The sequence below is a fragment of the Haloarcula sp. KBTZ06 genome (assembly GCF_048595605.1).
Taxonomy (GTDB): Archaea; Halobacteriota; Halobacteria; order Halobacteriales; family Haloarculaceae; genus Haloarcula; species Haloarcula hispanica.
In genome coordinates this window covers 261,347-283,836 of the sequence record NZ_CP184339.1, presented here as the reverse complement: position 1 = coordinate 283,836, position 22,490 = coordinate 261,347, and the positions used below count along the sequence as shown (strand labels likewise).

Annotated in this window: 14 protein-coding genes; 10 read left to right on the top strand and 4 right to left on the bottom strand. The window is 53.1% G+C overall.

The features are described 5' to 3' along the window. Positions 1-238: 238 nt before the first annotated feature. From ACNO8S_RS17830 to rdfA, 3 genes are all read right to left on the bottom strand, one after another. A complete protein-coding gene (locus ACNO8S_RS17830; protein WP_420182896.1) occupies positions 239-1,063 on the bottom strand; it encodes a hypothetical protein in 825 nt (274 codons plus the stop codon). A 153-nt stretch (positions 1,064-1,216) separates the two neighbouring features. After that, entirely contained in the window at positions 1,217-3,007 is a 1,791-nt protein-coding gene (locus ACNO8S_RS17825) for an archaea-specific SMC-related protein (RefSeq protein ID WP_420182895.1), read from the bottom strand. Then, the gene (rdfA, locus tag ACNO8S_RS17820) at positions 3,004-3,651 is read right to left on the bottom strand and encodes a rod-determining factor RdfA (RefSeq protein WP_420182894.1); all 648 of its coding nucleotides are present in this window, start codon (positions 3,649-3,651) and stop codon (positions 3,004-3,006) included. The genes ACNO8S_RS17825 and rdfA overlap by 4 nt, the downstream gene beginning before the upstream one ends. A gap of 541 nt (positions 3,652-4,192) precedes the next feature. Here rdfA and ACNO8S_RS17815 point away from each other — a divergent pair. The 10 genes from ACNO8S_RS17815 (at position 4,193) to ACNO8S_RS17770 (ending at position 21,107) form a co-directional block, all read left to right on the top strand. Further along, the gene (locus ACNO8S_RS17815; RefSeq protein WP_146417856.1) at positions 4,193-7,357 is read left to right on the top strand and encodes a GAF domain-containing protein; all 3,165 of its coding nucleotides are present in this window, start codon (positions 4,193-4,195) and stop codon (positions 7,355-7,357) included. Positions 7,358-7,427: 70 nt separating this feature from the next. Then, on the top strand, positions 7,428-7,691 hold the full coding sequence (locus tag ACNO8S_RS17810) for a HalOD1 output domain-containing protein (protein WP_014031309.1): 264 nt from the start codon (positions 7,428-7,430) through the stop codon (positions 7,689-7,691). Between the two features lie 535 nt (positions 7,692-8,226). Further along, complete coding sequence (locus ACNO8S_RS17805) at positions 8,227-8,769, top strand: DUF7344 domain-containing protein (RefSeq protein WP_044952849.1); 543 nt, start codon at positions 8,227-8,229, stop codon at positions 8,767-8,769. Positions 8,770-10,560: 1,791 nt separating this feature from the next. Beyond that, complete coding sequence (gene aglF, locus ACNO8S_RS17800; RefSeq protein ID WP_064289048.1) at positions 10,561-11,289, top strand: UTP--glucose-1-phosphate uridylyltransferase AglF; 729 nt, start codon at positions 10,561-10,563, stop codon at positions 11,287-11,289. A gap of 645 nt (positions 11,290-11,934) precedes the next feature. Beyond that, the gene (locus ACNO8S_RS17795) at positions 11,935-12,741 is read left to right on the top strand and encodes a glycosyltransferase family 2 protein (RefSeq protein WP_151104070.1); all 807 of its coding nucleotides are present in this window, start codon (positions 11,935-11,937) and stop codon (positions 12,739-12,741) included. A 796-nt stretch (positions 12,742-13,537) separates the two neighbouring features. Further along, positions 13,538-14,674: a Gfo/Idh/MocA family protein gene (locus tag ACNO8S_RS17790; protein WP_050038394.1), complete on the top strand. Its 1,137-nt coding sequence runs from the start codon at positions 13,538-13,540 to the stop codon at positions 14,672-14,674. Between the two features lie 238 nt (positions 14,675-14,912). Beyond that, a complete protein-coding gene (locus tag ACNO8S_RS17785) occupies positions 14,913-16,418 on the top strand; it encodes a lipopolysaccharide biosynthesis protein (RefSeq protein ID WP_014031317.1) in 1,506 nt (501 codons plus the stop codon). Between the two features lie 58 nt (positions 16,419-16,476). Further along, a complete protein-coding gene (locus ACNO8S_RS17780) occupies positions 16,477-16,977 on the top strand; it encodes a hypothetical protein (RefSeq protein WP_050038463.1) in 501 nt (166 codons plus the stop codon). A gap of 689 nt (positions 16,978-17,666) precedes the next feature. Beyond that, on the top strand, positions 17,667-19,835 hold the full coding sequence (locus ACNO8S_RS17775) for a carbohydrate-binding domain-containing protein (RefSeq protein WP_420182893.1): 2,169 nt from the start codon (positions 17,667-17,669) through the stop codon (positions 19,833-19,835). 12 nt (positions 19,836-19,847) lie between these two features. Beyond that, complete coding sequence (locus ACNO8S_RS17770) at positions 19,848-21,107, top strand: hypothetical protein (RefSeq protein ID WP_014031320.1); 1,260 nt, start codon at positions 19,848-19,850, stop codon at positions 21,105-21,107. 43 nt (positions 21,108-21,150) lie between these two features. On the opposite strand, the gene ACNO8S_RS17765 is transcribed toward ACNO8S_RS17770, so the two are convergent. Beyond that, complete coding sequence (locus ACNO8S_RS17765) at positions 21,151-22,449, bottom strand: hypothetical protein (protein ID WP_014031321.1); 1,299 nt, start codon at positions 22,447-22,449, stop codon at positions 21,151-21,153. Positions 22,450-22,490 lie beyond the last annotated feature (41 nt).

The window sequence follows — 22,490 nt, the reverse complement described above, 5'->3', positions numbered from 1 at the left end:
AGTTATAAAAAGTATATGCGGTCATCTTCCCAATATCAAAATATTCTTGTGACTATAATCGGATGTGCGCTTCACTATATCCAGTATATCGTTTTATCTTTAACCCTTTGCTGAGGGGAAACGGGCGCTTTCAGAGCGAAAGTTGTACTCCCCGCTCATCTCGGCCCCGCCAAACCGTGTTCTGAAAGGCAGACCGCGTACACCAGCAATAAGCCAAGACGGTTGGCATCGTGATTCATCAGGTCGTGGGTTTGGTCGTTCCCACGGCCTGCTCGGCGACGACAAGTTCCCGGTTGACGATCCGGTCGACGATTGCACTGCTGTCTAGCTGGTCCGAGACGACATCGCCGTCTGCAGCGTAGCGTCTGACTGTGTACGCATCTATTGCGTTCCGGTTCTCGGTGACAGCTTCGACGACTTCGATTCGCTCATCAGTCACGGTGTTGCGATACGTGACGCCGGGGACAAAACTGACAGTCGGGACATCAGTCGGCCAGTCCCAGGTGAACTGCTTGTGGTACTGATCGAACTGCCACACGAGACGGTCGGCAGGGGCCTCTGTGTCGAGAGTATCGTTAGCCGCCGCCTGCAATGTCCGGTCCCAGTAGTCTATCACACAGGCTTTGAGATCTGCCTGAAGCTGTCCCTCAATCATCTTCTGTTCGATTGGATACTGCAGTTCGATAGCGACGATGGCCCAGCTGTCGAGATGCGTAAGACACCGCTGGCACTCCATCTCAAATACGGAGCAACCAAGCGGCCGCTCGACCGTGAGGTGGACGAGTTCGTTCCCGCAGTTCGGACACCACAGGAACAACACGTCGTCGTGGCTACCAGTCAGTTCTGCCAGCACAGTCATATCGTTGAACGGCTTGTCGATGTCAGCGTCCTGTGACTGGACGGACTCGCCAGTCACGGTATCGGAGGCGTCGTCCGCGTACTTCGCAATTTTACGGTCTTTTAGTAGTGTTTTGACGACTGAATCATACGATGAGTGTGACTCGGCATCCCGTATTTTCCTCAATTTATCTTTCGTCCAATCCTTGACCCGGATATTTGCCATCTGATTTGAAAAAGCCGGCTTTGCTAATAGTATTTCTGTATTATTGTCCTAAAAGTGAACTTATACCTATCCGATTGTTCCATTATCAGACACCAGAGACCTGCAGCTAAGCGTATCGGCGTCAGTGACGGGGACACTCAAGTTCAGTCGCTATCAGTCAGCCGAGGCCTCTTTCTCGTTCGCAACGGTCCACTGGGTCGGGTCGATCTCGCGTCCGTCAAACGCGGTGTATTCCGGGTACGCAGTAAACACCAGATACTCCGTTCCCTGCTGCAGGTACTCGATGAGGGTGTGGAGGTTGTCGTCGTCGAGGCCGCCTAGGCCGTCGACGAGCAAGAGCGGGACAGCGTCGTCGACATCGAACGACTGCCGACCGGCCAGCGCTGCCACAAAGCCGATGAGTTCGAGTTCACCCTCGCTGAGGGCATCTAAGCTCGCTTCCTGGCCGTCGCGGGCGACCACAATATCGAAGTCAGCGGTGAGTCGAGCCGTTTCGAACCCTGTCCCGAATCGGGAGAGGATATCCTTCATCGCGGTGTCAAACGCTTCCCGTGCCTCACGCTTGATTCGGTCTTTCCGGTTTCGAAGTTCCGCGAGGTCGTCACGGACGGTTTCGAGGTCGGTTTCGAGCGTGTCGACACGGGCCGCCCTCGTTTCGAGTTGCGCCAGTTCGTCGGCGGTGTCTTCGAGTTCGGCCTCGCGGTACTTGATCTCACTTTCGACGTCCGAAAGCTCCGCCACGGCCGCATCAACGTGGTCCGAAAGCTGCTCCACGTCCGACTGAGCCTGTTCGAGCCTGTTTCTGGCTGCGTCGAGGCTCTGTTTCCGGTCGGCCAGCGTCGCCTCTAGCTCAGCGATGTCTTCCTCTAGATCGGCCTTTCGACGGCGGGCCTGGCTGATCTCCTCGCGCTGTGTTTCCAGTTCCTCGACAGTATCTCGGTAGGTCTCTTTCTGGGCCCGGAGCGCCGTGAGTTCGTTTCCGAGCGCGTCCAGTTGGTCAGCCAAGTCCGCCCGTGTCGTCTCACTGCCGCACGTCCAACAGGCGACGGTGTCACCGTCGATATCGCGCTCCACCTCGGTAAGCAGGTCAACCCGGTCCTCGCTGAGTACCATCTCAGTGGCCGAGTACACGGACTGGAGTACCTCGGCGTCTCGCTCCACTTGCGAGAGGCTCTCGCGCGCCTCCGAGAGTTTGTCCGCGACGTCATTGTACTCCGGTATTTCGAGAGCGTCGAGAGCGTCCTGGCGCTCCGAGAGACGCTGTTCCGTCCGCTCGATACTTTGTTCGAGTCGTTCGACGCGGTTTTTCGCCTGGTTCTGTTCAGTCCGAGCTTGGCTGAGTTGGCGGCGGACCGACTCCGGACTGTCGTCGCTTCCTGCCTCACTGTCGATCGTCTCGCGTTTGGCCCGCAGGTCTTCGATCTCGTTTTCCAGCCGTGTCACTTTCTCTTGCACGCTGGGGAGCCGCTTTTTGGCCTCGCGTGCCTGCGTGAGTTCCGTTTCGATCTGTTCGCGTTCCCGTTGTAACGTCTCGATCTGCGAGTCGATGTTCTGGAAGTCCAGCGGCCGTAACAGCACGTCCTCGAGGTTTTCTCCTGTCCGGACAGCGCGACGGACTTCGTTACGCTCGTCCAGACACGCGAACAGTTCAGCGCGGATCACGTCGTACTCGTCGCTGAGGTACGGCTCGCCGTGCCGGACTACGGTACCGTTCTCTCGGGTAAGCGTCACGTCGTAGACACCGGTTGGCGTTTCGAGGTGCACCGCACCGCTGTCTGCGCCTTCGGTCAGTTCAGTGGAGGTGCCAAGGGCCGTCTTGACAGATTCGATGAAGCTCGATTTCCCCTGCCAGTTCGAGCCACGGACGACGTTCACTCCCGGCTCTACTGTCGCCGATCCGTCAAGTATACCCGCGATTCGTTCGATTTCGATGTTCCAGGTCATAAATCGTGTGTTGACAAGTTCGCGCTCCGGTGTTGCTTGCAAACGTACCCACGTTCGAGTGCAACATCGAACGGAACACGGGTCGGACAGTCCGGGCATCCGAGTTGTATCTGGGCCTCTATCTCCGCGGTGTCACCGCCCTCGATATCACCCTTTTTCGCGAGCGAGGACAGTGCCGTTTCGGCCTTCCGTTCGACGACCGTTTTGGCCGTTGCCACGCTCTCCTGCTCCCAGTTAGTTGTCGCCTTCCTGGGCTCTTTTTCACCGTCTAAACAGTCGTTGAGGTGCGTTCGCATCGTTCCCCACGACACCATATCGTCGTGAAGCGACGCTCCCGGGATACCCGTAGCTTGCAGTCGTTCGATGAGTTCGTCCCGTCGCAAGTCGTCGTCACCACGCAACGTGTCGTAATCGCTGTCTACACGCGTGTCAAGGGTTTCACGCCCGTGTTCGGTATAGACTTGTTTAAGCAGCCGTTTGTTGAACCACGCTGTCAGCGACCGATACCCCATTTCGGTTCGGTCATCAGCGCCCGTCCAGCGTGCGAGCAGGCCATCATCAAGGGTGTCGTAGACTGGGTCTGTTGATGCCAACCCGTACTTGTCGATAACCGCGTCTACTTTGCAACCGGAGTTAACAGCCATTGTTCAGCTTTTTCTGCCTGCTCAGTAATAGTTTTTGACAGTCGGTGTACGCACAGTGTAGGTATATCCTGCAGAAAACACACCCTTAGTGTGTATTTTAGAGATGGAATACAGGGTTGAACAGAGTGTGTATTTATGAATCGAGGATACTATCAAATTTTCTGAATTTGGGGTGTTTATACTGAAATCTGATAATTAAAGAACGTTATTATACTATAATTTCACGCAGAACTAAAGTCGATTTCCCATCTATTCCTTCGATTATGGGCGTTTCAGGATGTTTCACATCTGTATAATAGTATAAGCAAAAAGTGTATTTTAGAACATACAAAGTTCCAAGATATACAACCTCCCAATAAAATTTGGAGGGGAACTAGGGTAGATCGCAGTATCCGTATACATTCCAAAATATGAGTTTCCTACGCATTTGGAGGGCAGACCGGATTCCTCGCGAGAGATGGTTACTGTTACCAGACGTAGAACCGTGCAGCGTTGCAACCAAGTCAAACGTTTATACGGACTGTTGCGTAAGTAGTGTAGTATGCGGAAGTTGGCCGGTGAGACTGGACCGGCACCAACGGATAGTGGAACGGCAGCCTCGAAAATCAAGGTGTTGTTAGTCGATGACTACGGAGAGTTCCGGCGGACAACGGCGGAACTGCTGGAACACGAGAACGACCGTATCGAGGTTATCGAAGCCGCAAGCGTCGAGGATGCGCTCAGCTACTTCGGTTCCGAGTCGATCGACTGTATCGTCAGTGACTACGAGATGCCCGAAGCAGACGGGATTGAATTCGTAGAAACGGTGCGACAGTCTAACGGCGACCTCCCATTTATCCTGTTGACAGGCCAAGGAAGCGAAAAACTCGCCAGCGAAGCGGTTTCAGCCGGCGTCACCGATTACTTCGTCAAGGGCGGCGGGCCAGAGCAGTACGCGGTGCTCACAAACAGGATAGAGAACGCGGTGGAATCATACCGATTCCGCCGAGAAACAGCGCGACTATCGCGGATTAATTCACTATTCAGGGAAATAAATCGCCAAGTGCTGAGGGCGTCAACAGCCGAAGAGATCCAAGAGGCTGTCTGTGAAATTCTGACCAGTTCGGATGCCTACCAGTTCGCCTGGATCGGCGAAAAAAACGAGGCAGGTGATATCGTCCCCACCGCGGGCGGTGGCGACGCACTCGAATACGTCGAAGCGATGGTCTCCCGCTATGGCCGCTCAGTTTTCGATGACGGGCCGTTCGGCCACGCGATCGAAACCGGCGAACATCAAGTAGCGTCAGATATCCGGACTGAATCGTCTGTCCAGCCCTGGCACGAGCTCGCATCGGAGTACGGGTTCCGGTCGATGATCGTTCTCCCGATCCAGTACACTGGATCAGTACAGAGTGTGATTTCGATATACGCGGACACGCCTTTCGCGTTTGACGAAGCGGAGCAGGCAGTGCTGACAGAGCTTGCGGAGATTGTCGCCGATGGCCTCCATTCAACCGCAACGCGTGCCGAACTCGAAATGCGGGAAGAAGTCCTGCGAACAATTACCGAAGTGTTCACATCGCGGGACGGGGCGCTCCGGGAACAGATAGCGGATCTCATGCAAGTCGGTCGTAGCGTGCTTGGAACCGAGTACGCGACGCTCTCTCGCGTCAACGGGATGGAATACGATTTCGAAGTGCTCCAGACACCCGACGAAACGATTTTTTCAGGCGGAACGATTCCGTTGTCGGAAACCCCCTGTGCGAAAGCTATCGGGAACGAGGAGACAATCGTGATGACAGACGTCGATGCCGAATGCGGCGACGCTGACCGAGATCAGATATGGGGCGACGAAGTCAATCGGTATCTCGGAACGCCACTCACTGTGGGTGGGAGCATATACGGGACGCTCTGTTTCTATGGGTCCGGAACGGGCGGATCAGAGTTCTCAGACTGGGACGTGACACTCGTAGACCTTCTGAGCAAGTGGATCGGAAACGAACTACAGACGCAGCGGGCTGAGATGGGTTTTACACAGTTGTACGAAACGGCGACAGATCTCTTGGGTGTGACTTCAGAGGAGGAAGCCGCTCAAATTGTCGTCTCGCGGACCCGTGATATCATCGGTCTCCCTGAGGTCGTGCTGTACGCGTTCGACAGCGATACGAACACCTTTCGCCCGCTTTCGACCACGGAGACCGAGGAGCAACAAGCTATCCCAGCAGACGGTGATAGCTTCGTGAGTTCGGCCTTTTTCACCGAGGAAACTATCGTTTGCGACGGAAACTCGACCTCGAAAGCGGGCGAGGACACGATGACTGACGGAAAGGCCGTGTTTGTCCCGCTGGGCGACCATGGAGTGCTTCGAGCGGGCGACACGATCGGCGGCGAGTTCGATACCCAGACCCGTCGAATTACCGAACTCCTGGGGGCGACGATTCGAACGGCGTTCGATAGGCTGACATACGAGACAGAACTCGAAGACAGGCAGCGCGATCTGGAGCAACAGACGGTTCAGCTCGAGCAGATGAATCGGTTGACAGAGCTGAGTCAGAAAATTCACGAGCGAGTGCTCAGGGCAGACAGTCGCTCAGAAATAGAGCAAGCGGTGTGTGACCAGTTGGTCGCGTCCGACATCTGTTCGTTTGCGTGGATCGGGGAATACGAATCCGATACCGACCGAGTCACGCCACGGACGTGGGCAGGGACCGACCGTGGCTTTCTGGAGGAATCGCGCACGCCCTCCAATGAGACACCGCCTCCACCAGCAGTCCAGACAGCCCGGACTAACGAACAGACGCTGAACAACAATATCGCGGACGGACTCAGGGGAAAAGGGTGGCAACGGCGACTACTGGAACGTGGGTTCCAGTCAGTCGTCAGCATTCCGCTCAGCTATCAGCAACTCTCCTACGGCATCCTGACTGTGTACGCGAAAACGCCGGACGTTTTCGATCTGCCGACACAGTCAGTACTCGAGGAGGTGAGTGAAACGGTCGGATACGCCATCAACAGCATTGAGACGAAGCAGGGGCTCGTCGCAGATCGGGCTGTCGAACTCCAGCTAGAAGCAACGGAATCCGACGATATCATTCATCGGATTGCGGGCGTCGCCGATACAGAAATCACATTCGAGGGTATCGTCCCACAGGGAGATACCAGCTGTATCGTGTTTTTCAGCACTGACGCTCCACCAGATGACCTACAAGCGTGTTTGGACATTCTTCCCCGAATTGAGCGATTAGAGTGTTTAACTGACACAGAAGACACGAGCTTGTTCGAAGCAACAGTATCGGGTACACAGCTCGCACTGACAGTCGCCGAACAAGGAGGAGCCCCGCAATTAATCCAATCTGATGGGAAGACTCTGGAGATTCAGCTTGAGGTCCCACAGACGGTCGACATTCGCCAGCTCATAGCTGAATTACGGCGTTCATGTCCGGACATCGAACTCGTGGGCCGCCACAAGCGGGAACGTGGTGTCCAAACCCGTGAGTCGTTCCATTCAGAATTGACAGCACAGCTAACCCCCCGCCAATTCGAGGTCCTGCTTGCAGCCTTTTATAGCGGATTCTATCAATCACCCCGTGACAAGACCGGTCAGGAGATCGCCGATACACTCGATATATCACAGCCGACGTTCAGCCACCACCTCCGGGTAGCTGTTCGGAAGCTCCTAGAACAGTTGTTTAGCGAAGGGGGAACGACCCAGCATCTAGATAGATAGCGCCTGTTGTCTGAGTTTGCTAGTCTGATAGAGTATATGCTGATACGGGAGTGTGTTCATACAAAGAACAATGAGTCTGGAGTGGAACGAGACAGAAACTGTCTTTTGGACAAACCAGTACGAATCACCGAGTGAAGCGATTGTGACCGCTATAGCAGCTAAAGAATCCGTAACGGAAACCAGTCTCCCACCGTTGTACAACCGAATCGACCCGGACGCCCTTGATACCCTTGTCGCAGGGCAGACCAACGACGACATTCAGATTAGTTTCACATACAGTGGGTACACCGTTCGGATTCGAGACAGCGAGACCATCGAGATCACGCCGACGTAATCGGCTAGAACTTTCCTCCTGGTTCTTGACTGAGCGGATAACGAGGAACCTCCGGTAAGAGAGTATGCCATGGAGAAGATGCAGGAGAGTTCACGATGTATTATTAATAGGATGCTATGTAGTTTCTGTCTATCCTCACTGGAATTCGATAGCGTAGTACTAATATATGTATTTATACCAATATGAAAAGGTTCGGAGGTTCGCAGTAATGAAACAGAGACTTGTACCGAGCCGAACAATAACACACCGTACTGCGTTTTCACATGCAGATTTATTTTATTTATTGGAGGTCGTTGTGATTGAGTCATGTAGTACGCCAAATGATTCCGGATGTCACAAACTGAAGGATTATATACAGACTGTGGTCAGTCGGTGAAGAACGGGAGTACGACGTGCGATACAAGTAGCTATTTCTTACTCAGGAATTAGAAGGTAACGGGGGTGTAACAAAACGGTACCCCGGGTTTCGTGTATATATGTGGCTCTCGCGGCCTGAACACAAACCAATGCAGCAATCGAGGTCATGAGTGAACCGATGGTAGAGGAAGAACCAGAGCTCTCACGCGACCAAATGTTCGACATCCTCAGCAGTTCGAGGCGTCGATATACGCTTTACTATCTACGCCAACAAAAGGAGCCAGTCCAGCTAACCGACTTAGCTGAGGAGTTGGCTGCGTGGGAGAACGACACAACCGTCGAAGAACTCTCCTCGCAGGCGCGAAAGCGGGTGTACGTCTCGCTGTATCAGACCCATGCTCCGAAGCTTCAAGAGGCAGGGCTAATAACGTACGACGCCGATACGGGCGAGATAGCTCTTCGAGAGGATGCTCCGGAGGTTGAACCGTTCATTAGCAATAGTGATGATGATTCTAAATGGTATCAGTACTATGGGGCCGTAGCCCTGTTGAACGCCATTTTACTCCTCGCAGCAATTGTCGGTGTGTCGCCGCTCAGTGCAATCAGTCCATTAGTTATCGGACTAGTCGTCATTAGTTCATTTCTCGTGCTGTCCATTGCTCACGCAGTCTCCAGGCGGCGAGGGGAAAATGACAAGACCTTCGATATCGGCGAGCCGTGAGCTGAACTATGCGCTGACTGAAAATACCCCCCAAGGGTATGTTATTCTTCGTCGTCGGCCGCACCGTCCGGCAGTAACTGATCGGGCGACCGTTTGTACATCGGAGTGCTCGCGAATTCCGAAATCCGTTCCATTTCGCTGTCGGAGATATGTTCCGGCATACACCGCTACGTGTAACTGTTACAGTTTAGTAATTGAGTTCATATTTGAGGTAGTCGGCTACTTCTATAGTAACAATTGAAACGATTTACACACTGATCACACTGCCGTCGTGCGAGCAGGTGTGCATTGATTTCCAATCGCTACTATAGACGCTTGCCAGTTGTAGATATCCGGGGTATACTAGTGTTGATCTTTAGGAATTTTGTTGTAAAACCCCTCCGGGTATTGCGACTATCAGAAGTACTCACCCAGATATCGGCTATAGGAGTGTTTATCGGGGATTCTGAATGCAATCATAACATCCGTTACTCGGTCACAAGTTCTGGTATGCAGTTTCGCTGTGTCTGCTGGGCATCAATGACTTCTGATGACCTAAGTTTAAGTTATGGACGTCTGGAGTGTATCCATAATTAGTTAGGAGAATCGGCGAAGCCTTAGCAAAGGATTAGAATCCACGTCATAGCTAAAAAATCAAGACCGGAGTGAGCCGGAAAGGACGGTGTGACCGAAGCCGTTCCGGCTCACTATCAAAGTGGAGAGAGCGATCCGAGTCGACAGCGACTATACAGGGCACGAGCGTCCCTGAGGGGGGTGGTAAGGATTGGGCCGGTGTTGTGGGTGTCGGGTAACTGCCCTCTCCACCAGTATCTTATGTGCAGGGGTGTATTGTTATAGTCGTGTTATTCCGCCATAGCGGAGCTTACCACTCCAAAGGTATGTGGAGCAGCTGTAGCTGAGCCTTTTACTCAAGTGTTGAATGCGGGTTGAAGTACGTGGTGGCGCCATTTGAGAGGCATTTTCGGTTTAGAGCTTCAAGCGTAACGATCACACCTATAAGAGAGTAAGGAGTAACATAGATAAATTGAGTTTCATATACAGGAGAGATACTGATACGGGGACACTCAAAAATCTCCGAATGAACTTGATCCGATAGTAAATTCGAAGGCTGTACCCAGTTCATCTCTTCCTCCGCGCTATGCCACAAAACAGTGATATGTCCCAGTGTAGTTCATCGAATGTCGGAGTAATTTTATCCTACCATTGGAGATTAGTCTGTTTTCACCGTATTATTGGGGGAGGAGACGGTAGGATGAATTGGTAAGTAAATGGACTATAAATGATGCGTAGATGCTAGATATAAGGACGCAATCTTTAATATAGTAATTACACCTTTCCGAGATATGCTCGATGTAAGTGCAGTAGAGAGACAATTTAAAGATTGTCTTAATCTAAGAGTAGGGCTATGGGGCCAGGGTCAGAGTGCGCGGTTTACACACAAGCGATTGAATTTGTCAAGACCGGGAAATTTGAATGGAGTGGCGGCTGAATGATGTCCTCAGAGGAGTGGGAAGACGTACCGACAGATCCAGACTGGGAATCGGACCTTGGCTACGAGATGGAAGAACTAACCGTTGTCAAATCTTCGACTGATTCACAGTTGATATTTTTGCCAGAGCATGAGTCACAACTCGGTGAAGAAGAGTTCATCGTTATCCACTCGGATTCGCTGCGAGATCTACGCCGATAGCTGAACAACGTTACCAGCGGAAAGAATGGTGGTTTACCCACCGATGACAGGGCCGATTAGTAGCAGCATTACAATGTGGTATCTGGGAAAGCGTGTGAGTGATGAAAGCAGTAGTTCTCGCGGCCGGGAAGGGCACACGACTTCAGCCGCTGACTGATGACCTCCCGAAAGCGTTAGTTGAGGTAGACGAAAAACCGCTTCTGACCCACTGTCTTGACGAGCTCGTTTCACTTGATGCAGACGAGTTTGTTATCGTCGTCGGATACCGAAAAGAGCAGATTATCGACTATTACGGAAACTCGTATAACGGCGTCCCGATAACGTACGTCCATCAGGAGGAACCTGCTGGGCTAGCACACGCCTTGTTACAGGCCGAACCGGAAATCGAGGACGATTTTATGTTGATGCTGGGAGACAATGTGTTTCGAGGAAACCTCGACACAGTCGTACAACGACAACGAGAACAGCGTGTCGACTGCGCATTTCTGGTAGAGGAGGTTCCGGAAGACGAAGCGTCTAGATATGGCGTTTGCGTGACGAATAAATATGGTGAAATAACCGATGTAGTCGAGAAGCCGGACGACCCTCCGTCAAACCTAGTCATGACCGGCTTTTACACGTTTTCGCCAGCAATATTCCAAGCATGTAGTCAGGTTCAGCCCTCTGACCGTGGCGAATACGAACTTAGCGATGCCATTGATTTACTGATGGACAGCGGAAGAACGATCGACGCTGTTCGTCTCAACGGGTGGCGTGTCGACGTTGGGTATCCTGAAGACAAGGAGACTGCAGAACAGCGCCTTTCAGAAGAAGCGGCTACACTAACCTGACATCGAAGGTTCACTCAAAAGACCGGTCCACTAGGATCACGACGATGTGACACTGGGAGTTCCTATCAATTAGCTATATTATGTACCGTGAGTTGATCGCGGATCCCAACGCCAGTTACATCATTGGCTTCGAAATACTGTCTATTTCATTGCCAGTTTTCTATGGCAGATATTGTGCGCCGGCAGTTACCACACGGTGGCTGCCGCTGTAAGTAGATCCAAACCACCTACCAATAGTACGCGCTAGTAGTAGCATAACAAAACAGGAAGAGCATGTATTGATTGGCTATGTGCGCTGGATGGGTTCGACAGTTCGTGGGAGTCTTCATCATCTGGCTCTCGGCGACGTTGGGGGGGATGATATTTATCGGCCGTTGGAACCCGTTGTTGTATTACCTGCTCAGCTACGCAGGCTTTCTGTTTGCGGTCGAACTCAGTAACCCAGACGGTGTCCGCCCAAAAAATCACAAACGACTACGCTGGGTTTCCCTGGGTGGGTTTGTGGTGTTCATCTATGGAGTTGTATCGTGGGTACAGGCAGTCATTGCAACCATGCCAGGGTAGGACAGGTGAATGCGTTGCCTACTAATGACAGGATGCCTATACTAATGTCTTGAAGGGGAGTTCTACTTCGTAGAAGAATTAATGGTATCGGTCAGCGTTGTTATCGCGACATTGAAGCCGCGGGATGAGATTGAAGCAATACAGTGCCTCAAAGAGCACGCGTTCGACGACTTTGAGGTTATCGTGTGTGATGAGAGCCCTGTGACTAGAGCCCGAAATGAGGGGATCAAACAAGCCTCAACCGACAAGATCGTATTTCTGGATGATGATTCCCGACCTCGCCCAGAATATCTTCAAAAAGCGGATGAACTCCTCGAAACAGAGGCGGCATACGCCGGTCGAACCATCCACCCAGTCGATGATGTGTTTGCTCGCCATTTCACCACCCATTACGACTGGGGGGACGATCCTTGCTATGTCAACCACTTCTGGGGCTGTAACATGGGCGTTCACAGGGACGTGTTCAAGGCGGTCGGTGGGTGGGACGAACAGATGGGGTGGGGTCACGAGGAAAAGGAACTCGCCAGGCGAGTTAGAGCCGAGTTTGATATTCGGTACGATCCCGAACTCATCGTTGACCATCCGTACGCGTCGTCTATTACTGAATACTGGAAGAAACAGTATAAGCTCGAAACAAAGAGTCCGTACTACTGGTCAAAATGTAACGTCTCGCGAGCAGATCAACTCAAGAATATTTTCTGTGAGGCACTTGACCCGCTGAATTATGTCAGAATAACGCCGGTAGCTACCGTTATAGAAGCGGGCAGTACTGTTGCAAAGACAGCTGGACGTATTCGAGGATTCCTCAACCACACCCACTACGAAGAGGACAGAGGCGAAGTAGCTAATATTGACCGACCCTCGGAATCCGCGGGACCGTCAGACTAACTGTCTCTGGGTCTCTTCGGTGTTCTGAATTTAGGCAAACTAGCAGCTGCTGGCCCAACTCTTTCCTCAGAGAGAGTCGTGATATATGCCGTACTAGTTACTCGCCGAACCCCTGTTCACCATACCCATCTTCGCCGTACCCACGATACAATATCTCCCGCTTCAAAAGCACTGCAACTCCGAACGAGAGTCCAGTCGCAACAAGGGATAGAATGGTCCGTCGGGTCGCCTGCTCCGACTCCACGGTCCTAGTCTCTTCATCTGAAGACATCAGTACGGTGAGATAGTCCCCCTCGCGACCGTAGCTACGCTTTGTCGGCGACGAATGTGGTCCATCGTTATCAAGAATCCAACGACGGAGACCGTTTTAGTAAACAGGCCATACCGGCAGCCATGCTGCAGCGTATCCTATCATTGATCACATATGATTTGGACAGGGACCCGGCTACTATACAAATAGGGGCATCCCGGGATTAAACGCCAACTGGTTTAGCTGGCTTCATATATTCGATCAAGAAGCGACCGTGGTCAGTTCACGAGTGAACAAATGCTTAGCTGGTGGTCTGATTGTCCTGGTTGGAATCCGCCAAGATCGCAGTAGTTAAGAGTCATATAATACACTGTGCGTGTTCTAAAACTACACGAGATGGCTGCGTACACCCTCTCTGATAGAAGGAGCCCAGAGTTTCAGATATATTGTCACGGTAGCATTGGTAGACCAGCCAGTCAGTGTGGACTGTCTGAGTGAATCGGTACGAGGTTACTACTATTGAGGCTACTATCCCACCTTCCATCGATGACTTACACTGTCGCAGTCATTGGGACTGGTGCAGATCCGGACGACCCGGATACCGACGGGTTCGCAATGGCATATAGGCACGCAGGCGCGTACAGGCGGTTAGACTCGTGTGAACTTACCGCCTGTGCCGACGTCGTCCCTGAGAATGCGAGAAGTTTCGGAGAACAATGGAACCTCCCGGACAGAAACGTCTACACGGACACTGAGAAGATGCTCACTGCTGTCGAGCCCGACATTGTCAGTGTCTGCGTTCCGCCCCATATCCACGCACCTGTCGTGATGACGTGTGCTGAGAGTGGGGTAATGGACGCGATCCACTGTGAAAAGCCGATGGCAACGAGATGGGAGGACTGTCAGAAAATGGCATCGGCCTGTAAGCGGGCCGGAATCCAGCTTACGTTCAACCACCAACGACGGTTCGGAAAGCCGTTCCGGAAAGCCAAGTCGCTGCTTGAAAACGGAAAAATAGGCTCGTTAGAGCGAATCGAACTCGGTGGAAAAAATCTATTTGATTACGGGTCGCACCTGTTTGACCTCTGTGGGTACTTCACTGACCAAGCGATGTCGAAATGGGTGATGGCTGGGATCGAATACAGCGAGGAAAACGTACAGTTTGGGGCCCACAACGAGAATCAGGCCATCGCGCAATGGCGGTATACGAACGGTGTCAACGGGCTCGCATCGACAGGGGACGGTGGCATTGTCGACTGTCATATGCGGCTGCTGGGCTCAGACGGAATGATAGAAATAGGTGGTGAGGTTCCGCTACGGGTCCGGACCGGGAAAAACTGGACAACGGTCGACACTGGGGGAGAGGACGTACACGGTCCCAACGAAACAATATTCGACGCTGCAAAACAGAAGATCAGCGCTCGTATACCGGGAGCCACTGTAGAAAACGCGAGACCTGAAACCTATATTGACCGTGCCATAGCGGACACCGTCGACGCACTGGACACGGGTCGTGAACCTGAACTTTCAGCTGACAACGCTCTGCAGGCAACGGAACTTATATTCGGGTGCTGGGAGTCCGCTCGGCGGTGCGGGCGAGTCGATTTCCCACTAGAAATCGACGACAACCCGCTGGAATCGATGGTCGAAAACGGGCAAGTACTCACTGCTGACAATCGATAAATTCCAGTACACCCCGAACAGTTGCACACTGAGACGGAGTGGCAAGATACGCCCTGATAATGCGGCTGCGTCACAGTTACCCCGCCCATAACAAACAGATGGTATCCGAAGTATGTAGCAACGGAGAGTCTATGCAGGCACAGCAATATCGAGTACTGAGTCGGAAGAACACACTGGTGTCCGTCAATCGGCCTAGTGTTGTGGCTCGTCACACACGCAACAGGGAGTTCGAACGACGATGCTAGATAAACTGAAACGGTTGATAAAGCGGCTGCTCCCGGCCAGTGATGACGTGATGGAGCAAACCGTAAAGAGTGGCGTGTGGGTCGGTGTGATGAACGTCACAGAACGGGGACTAGAACTGTTGTTGCTGGTCATCGTTGCCTCACTGTTGTCCCCGCGTGCAGTCGGGTTGATGGGGATAGCGCTGTTGACGCTCTCTTCACTCAAGAAGTTCTCCGAGTTGGGAATCAAGTCCGCTCTGATACAGGCCGAGGAGGACAACGTCGACGACGAGCTCAACACTGCTTGGACAATCGAGACAGCCAGAGGGACTGTAATTGCCGTTATTCTGTTCCTCGGGGCCCCGTTTATTGCGTCGTTGTTCAACGAACCTGCAGCGACCGATCTGTTTCGGGTCATCGCCCTCTCACCGTTTATTGTTGGGTTACGAAACCCTGCTGTCGTCTATTTCCAGAAGAGTCTAGATTTCCACAAAGAGTTCGTGTATAGGGTCAGCGGCGCGGTGGCATACTTCGTCGTCACCGTAGGCATAGCTCTGTATGACCCAACTGTCTATGCACTGGCAATCGGATACATCGCCGGCGACGCCGCCCGGTTCCTCGTCTCGTATCTGGCGGACGGGTACCGTCCGTGGCCTTCGTTCGATATCGATGTGGCGAAGAAGCGCTACAGTTTCGGAAAGTGGGTTACGGCCAATTCAATCCTGTATTTCCTGTACAGTAGAGGAGACGACGCGTTTGTCGGCTGGGCGCTCATGGCAAGTGCACTGGGATTTTACCAGCTCGCCTACCGGCTCTCGAACGCGCCGGCGACCGAAATCACACAGACAATCTCCAGTGTGACGTTCTCGGCGTATTCGAAAGTGCAGAACGACGTCGAGAAGCTGCGGTCCGGATACTTCCAGACGCTCAGAATGACCACATTGGCTTCGTTCCCAGCGGCAATGGGTATCGCGGCAGTCGCACCCGCGTTTGTCGAGGCGTTTTTTACCCCCGAGTGGCAGCCGATGATACCAGTGATGCAGTTGTTGGCTATCTACGGACTGTTGCGTTCGATGGGTGCGACGATGGGACCGGTCTGGAAAGCAGTCGGGCGACCGGACTATATTGCTAAACTCTCTGCTGTACGTGTGGCCCTCATTGCTGTATTCATCTATCCGGTCACGATGATGTATGGAATCGAAGGCACTGCAGCTCTCATTACGGGTATTTACATTTTCCCGATGATGCCGATTGACACCTATCTTATCGCCCGGACCATCAATGTGTCTCCAGTTCGAGTTTTCAGGGAGGTATCGTATCCCCTGGTGGCGAGTCTTGGGATGGCAGCCGCAGTGACCTACGTCTATCAGACGGTGACTCTCACTGGGCCGGTGTTGGAGTTTATCCTGTTGGTCCTCGTTGGTATTGGAGTCTATGTGGCCCTGGCCCTGGCGCTCATGTTTAGTTTCAATTGGGAAGTCAAGCAGAACCTCGAATCAATATTCGATGCGTTGGCGTGATCAAAATGAGACAGACAATCCAAATCAATCGATCCGGCGAAAAGAGGAGCACAGCGCGATGAAGCGACGAACAGTGCTTGCTGGCGTCGTCCCGTTCTTACAGGTCGGGCGGTGGTTAGATCAGCTGCTGCTCGTGAATCAAGGTGAGATAGTTCAAAAGCGGTTCGTCGGCATCGCCGAGGGGGAGACGACTGAGATCACCGTCACTGACGATGACGGGACAACTGTTTCATCCGAACACGAGGGACAGCTTGGGCAGTCACCAGCAGAGATATCACCTGAGGTTGCAACCTCCCTGCGGGAAAGGTACGACTCGATACGGTTCCACGTCACAGTAAACCACCACAACGACAGTCCCAAAGTGTTCGGTCGGACCGGGACGATAGAATATCAGACGTCTAGAACGCTCTACAGCGGGATTGCAGTGGGCGACCACATTTCGTTTCAGACATCTCTCCTGAACGCTAACAGCATCATTTCGCTGTCGTGCCTAGCAAACGAGAAGGAGTCCCTACAACGCCGGTGTCGAGTCGGAGTCGAGGACCCGACCGCGGAATGAGATAGACCGCTCCAAAGTAGAGCCTCATTCAGAAATATCGCGTAGAGCGTGGGACGCATGTTCCCAGAGAATATCGCCTTTGAATACACTGCTGCGTTAGATCCAGCAACAAGGTTTGTTTTCGAGTGAATTCATCGCAATCGAAAATCCCGGATACCCAAGTATTGCACGAAGTGGTTCACAAAAGTCAATCCGCATCATATTAACAGTCCAATAGTACGGCTGCTGAACCGAATATACTCCGAGAGGCTGTAATGGTTCACAGCTAAAGACGGGAGTGACAGCCATCTTGGACTCACTGCTGAGAATAGCATGTAAATCGGACAGGACTGATAGAGACCACGAAATTACTCGCAAACGGCTTGAACATCTTGCCACCACAAGAGAATTTGAGCGACGGGATCGTGGTCTCTGAAACAGGACTCGGTGACATAGGCCGATTGACTTTCAGATCGAGCGGATCTGCTGGTCACGAAGTGGAGTGATATCAGATGGTAGTACCTCCCTAACATTACAAAGATACCGTAATTCGACTATACTAAACGAGTATTAGTTTCTCAACTGCCATTTTCGATTATAATATTTGCTCTAAACGTGGTATGCAAGAAAGTATCGCATGGTCAGCAAGTTATGCAAACAAGACCCAACCGGTAACAACGAATAAAATAGTAAATAGGGATTACCGGAGTGTGACCAACGAAGAACAGAATCGCTCGCACGACAGTGGTGAGGTGTCGCGAGATAAAAGTAGTACGACGGGAACAACCGTCATAGACCGCCGCACGTGCATGAAATTAGTAGGTGTTGCCGCTGCGTCCTTGGCAGGATGTGCCGGTAAAGGTGATCCTACCGCGGGAGGATCGGCAGCAAAATTCGGATACGGTGGTGAGCCTGCAGTTACAACACAACTCAGCGCAGTCGATGTTTCGAAGGTGGCCGGAGACACCAGTATAGCAAGTTCGGTCAGCAGCCTCAGCATCGATTCTCCGCTCTCAACAACACTGTCTCCAAGCTCCTCTGATCTCTTTGCGTTCAGGCCCGACAGCGAAAATGTAGCGGTTAAATTCACGCCGGGGTCAGACACAGGTGCTGCTGCGGTCGGGCTGTTCAATCCCGACGGTGAATTACTCTCCCAAGCGTACGCGAGTTCAGATGTCCCGGTGTATCTGCCGGAATCTCTCTCGGCCGGCGGCACACACTACCTGCAAGTCATGGACGTCAGTCGGAGCGGTGGCGATTACTCACTCACCATTTCGACGGATAGTACGACGCAGTCTCAATCACCGTATGAAGGGACAGTCAGGACAATTCCCGGGCGTATTCAGGCCCAGAACTTCGACATCGGTGGCGAAGGCGAGGCGTATCACGACACGTCTAGCGGAAATATCTACGGTTCCGCTAACCGAGATACTGACGTTGATATCCGACCAACAGAGGACGAGTCAGGAAAGTACAATATCGGCTACTTTCAGGCCGGAGAGTGGCTCGAATACACAACCGATGTCTCGCCGGGAACGTACGATATTAGAGTCCGAGTGGCGTCAGCACTCTCTGATGGGCGACTCGAACTGTCTCTTGGAGATCGGACCCTCACAAGGGTCACTGTCCCTAATACGGGCGACTGGACCTCGTGGGAGACAGTCACAGTAGAAGACATCGAAGTCGAGTCCGAGCAGCAATCGACGCTTCGCGTCGAAGCACTGGATTCCGGTGTAGAATTCAATTGGCTCGAATTCGATAGAGTCGATGCGCAGAAACCGTACAATGGGACTCTAGCAACGATTCCCGGGCGCATCGAGGCACAAAACTACGACACGGGTGGCGAAGGAGTATCGTACTCCGATACGACCGCTGGGAACGAATACGACACCAGTTACCGTGACACCGATGTCGACATCCGGCAGACCCAAGACGACTCTGGGGAGTACAACATCGGTTACTTCGAAGACGGCGAATGGCTCGAATACTCGGCTGATGTTTCGCCAGGCCAGTATGATCTAAAAGTCCGTGTCGCCACGACACAGGACGACAGACAGCTCCGGTTCCACTTGGGCGACCGAGAACTTGGAACGGTAGACGTGCCGAACACCGGCGGCTGGACGACCTGGGAGACGGCAGTAGCTGAGGACGTGACCATCGATGCCGATGGACAGCAAGTGCTCCGGGTCGAAGCTATCGGGTCCGGCATCGATTTCAACTGGGCCGGGTTCGAGGTCGCCGGGAATCAGCCGTTCGACGGCGCCCCGACGCTTCCCGGCAGGATACAGTCACAAGCATTCGACCTGGGCGGCGAGGGCGTGTCGTATCACGACACTACTGCCGGCAGTGAGTACGATCTCGGTTATCGGGACTCCGACGTCGATATCCGGGAAACGCAGGACAATTCCGGGAAGTACAACGTTGGGTATTTCGAGGACGGCGAATGGCTCGAATACACCGCGGAGGTGCCGGCCGGAACATACGACATCGACGTTCGCGTCGCGACGACACGAGACAACAGGCAACTGCAGTTTAGCCTCGACGGCGAGCAACTCGGGACAGTGGATGTACCGAACACCGGCGGCTGGACGACTTGGGAAACGGCAACGCTTCCTGACGTAACGGTCCAGGATGGTGGCGAGCACGTCATTCAGGTGAAAGCAGTTGGCTCCGGCATTGATTTCAACTGGTTCGAATTCCGCGAAGCGGCCGAGACGGAAACATCGACTGAAACTGAGACGGCGACACAGACATCGACCGAAACGGAGACGTCGACAGAAACCGAGACAGCGACCGAAACTGAGATCATGACGGAGTCAAGCACTGACAACTTCGGCAGCGACGGCTACGGAATGGGTGGGTACGGGGGTACCCAGTAATACAACAGAACAATGGCAGAACGATACAACACACCCGCGGAGGGCACGCTCGATTGGCACGTACCACTTAACGAAAACTTCGAAAAGCTCGACAGCCACGTCGAGCTCCGGGACGCTGAGTCCAACATCAGCCAGTACGAACCGAAGACAGGGTCGAAGTTCCTAGCGACCGATACCGGCACGGTATACATTGGCGACGGCAGCAACTGGAACCGCGTCGGGAGCCTCAGTGCGTCCGACGACTCAGTTTCCGAGGCCGACGACGGTTCGCTCATCGCACCGCCGGGCGAAGTACAGTCCGTGATCGATCAAGCGTCCAAGTCACACACATGGGCACAGGGACCGAGCCGAACTGTAAAGCTCGTCTCCGGGGAGAACTACTTCCCGTCGGATACTATCAAACTGAAACGGAACATCCGACTCGAATGTAACGGCGCTCGGATCATTCCGGAAGGTGACTTCAACGTCATCGAGATGTACCGCGGGACGCAGCTCATCGACCCGTTCATTGACACCCGATCGGTCAATTGGAATTCGACGCAGGTCGTCGTCGGCGCACCGGACGCAGACAAAATCGAACTGGCGAACCGCGCAACCGTCGAAAATGCCTATCTCTGGGGAACCCCCGGAGAGGGCATCGGACTCCAGTTCTTGGGCGGCTCGAAACCCTGCTCGATGCAGGTCGCCAGCGGAACAATACACGGATTCGATATCGCGATCGACCTCTATGCCAGCGGTGACGATTACAGCGGACAGGGCGACTGGTCGAACGGGAACCAATTCTACGGCTCACTGGAAGCCTTCCGTGTTGGCGTCAACCAGCGCTCTGAGGGCGCCGAAGTCTCCGGGAACGTCTTCAAGTTGATGGTCCAGCCTGACAACGACGTGAGCGAATGGCTCTGGTACATGGAGGACGACCCCCGATCCGAAAGCGACCGAGACGACAATATGTACCGGAAGTCTGGGAACACCATGATGGTGTATCCGTGGGACAACAACAATTATATGGACAATAATCCCTTCGCTGAGAGTAGCGACCGTAAGCCGCCGGTGTGGTATATCGGCGAGGGAATAAACTACGGTAATTCACTCGTTGACCAGTCCGGAAAGCTCGGAAACCAGTATATCGTTAACAATTCGGATTACCCAGATCGGAACGGGATTTTCACCTATCATGGTGGCGAAGTCACCGGCACCAGGCAGTTCTCACACCCGCCTGCGTACCAGCGGAATAGCGAAAGTCGTATGTGGCACGAAGACTCAAAGAACTAAGATCTGAGCGGTCCTTAGGCGATAATAGCGTGGGAGTAACTATCTACTCCGCATTGCGCGACTGCGGGTGCCAATGTCGGCTATCGTTTCGCTGATATGCCGGATTTGTCTCAAACTCTGTTGTACCAACGACGAAGCCACCGTGTGCAGTGAAGATGCCGTTTCGGTCGGGCGTATCTGAATCGTTGAGTACGTACTGGTTTCCTCGTACCCCGCTCAGATCCACGAGTGAATTTCCGTACCGACGACCACGTCCGATAAACCAGAATGGCGCATCTCGATCACTCTCTGAATAATATGAGTTGTTCTGCTTGAATGACGATACGTCCCACGGATAAGCCATTACCGTATTGCCTTTCATCACGAATTTGTTATCACCGCGAGACTCTCGGGGGTCGTCCTTCATTTTCCAGAGCCATTCACTTACTTCTGGGTCAGGCTGAGTCTGTACGCGGACGGTATTCCCGCTCACCTCCGCACCGTCCGACCGCATACTAATCCCGATCCGGAAGTCCTGTATCCGCCCCCAGAACTGATTCCCGTTCGACCAGTCGCCTTGCGGATCGCGGTTCTCCCCAGCAGCGTAGAAATCTACTGCTCGATCAAACCCGTCGAGGGTCCCATTAGCGACCTGCATCGAGCAGGGTTTCGAGCCGCCACGGAACTGAATGCCGATACCCTTGCCTGTGTCTCCGAGGAGATACGCGTCCTTTACCCAGGCGCGGTTGGCCGTATCTAACTTCTGTGCGTCTTCCGGACCAATAACAATCTGTGTCGAACTCCAGTTTTTGCCGCGAGTATCGACAAACGGGTCAAGCAGAACGGTATCACGGACGAGTTCGAAAACATCAAAATCGCCAGTCGGGACGACTCTAGCCCCATTACACTCCAGTCTAACACCTCTCTTGAGCCGGACAGTCTCGGATACTTCGTACGTCTCACCGGAGACCATCTTGACTGTCTGTGCAGGAGCCTGTCCGAACTCAGATCCAGTAGATGCGGTATCGATAACGTCCTGTAGTTGTCCTGGTTGGGCGATGAACGTTCCGTCACTCATTACCGTGGCTCTCTCACTGGTCTCACCAAGCGAGACGGAACGTGCGCGGCCTGCCGTGCTTCCGAACTCCAGCCACTCTTCTCCGTTTCCCATAAAGATACGTCGCGAATCTGTCGCGAGGAACTTGGCCCCCTCTTTTGGTTGATACTGATCCAGATTTTCGGCAGCATCCTTGATCTCGACCTCAGTATCGATACGAGAGAAATTCTCGTTCAACGGGATATGCCAATCCTGTGTTCCGCGATCCGGACGCTGGTAGCTATGATTCGGCGTCTCTTCAGCCATATCTGCCAATTTACACAAACCAAGTAAAATATACTGTTGTT

Coding starts and splice junctions, on each gene's coding strand:
- ACNO8S_RS17830 (WP_420182896.1), bottom strand. CDS start 1,063: ATGGCAAATATCCGGGTCAAGGATTGGACGAAAGATAAATTGAGGAAA.
- ACNO8S_RS17825 (WP_420182895.1), bottom strand. CDS start 3,007: ATGACCTGGAACATCGAAATCGAACGAATCGCGGGTATACTTGACGGA.
- rdfA (WP_420182894.1), bottom strand. CDS start 3,651: ATGGCTGTTAACTCCGGTTGCAAAGTAGACGCGGTTATCGACAAGTAC.
- ACNO8S_RS17815 (WP_146417856.1), top strand. CDS start 4,193: ATGCGGAAGTTGGCCGGTGAGACTGGACCGGCACCAACGGATAGTGGA.
- ACNO8S_RS17810 (WP_014031309.1), top strand. CDS start 7,428: ATGAGTCTGGAGTGGAACGAGACAGAAACTGTCTTTTGGACAAACCAG.
- ACNO8S_RS17805 (WP_044952849.1), top strand. CDS start 8,227: ATGGTAGAGGAAGAACCAGAGCTCTCACGCGACCAAATGTTCGACATC.
- aglF (WP_064289048.1), top strand. CDS start 10,561: ATGAAAGCAGTAGTTCTCGCGGCCGGGAAGGGCACACGACTTCAGCCG.
- ACNO8S_RS17795 (WP_151104070.1), top strand. CDS start 11,935: ATGGTATCGGTCAGCGTTGTTATCGCGACATTGAAGCCGCGGGATGAG.
- ACNO8S_RS17790 (WP_050038394.1), top strand. CDS start 13,538: ATGACTTACACTGTCGCAGTCATTGGGACTGGTGCAGATCCGGACGAC.
- ACNO8S_RS17785 (WP_014031317.1), top strand. CDS start 14,913: ATGCTAGATAAACTGAAACGGTTGATAAAGCGGCTGCTCCCGGCCAGT.
- ACNO8S_RS17780 (WP_050038463.1), top strand. CDS start 16,477: ATGAAGCGACGAACAGTGCTTGCTGGCGTCGTCCCGTTCTTACAGGTC.
- ACNO8S_RS17770 (WP_014031320.1), top strand. CDS start 19,848: ATGGCAGAACGATACAACACACCCGCGGAGGGCACGCTCGATTGGCAC.
- ACNO8S_RS17765 (WP_014031321.1), bottom strand. CDS start 22,449: ATGGCTGAAGAGACGCCGAATCATAGCTACCAGCGTCCGGATCGCGGA.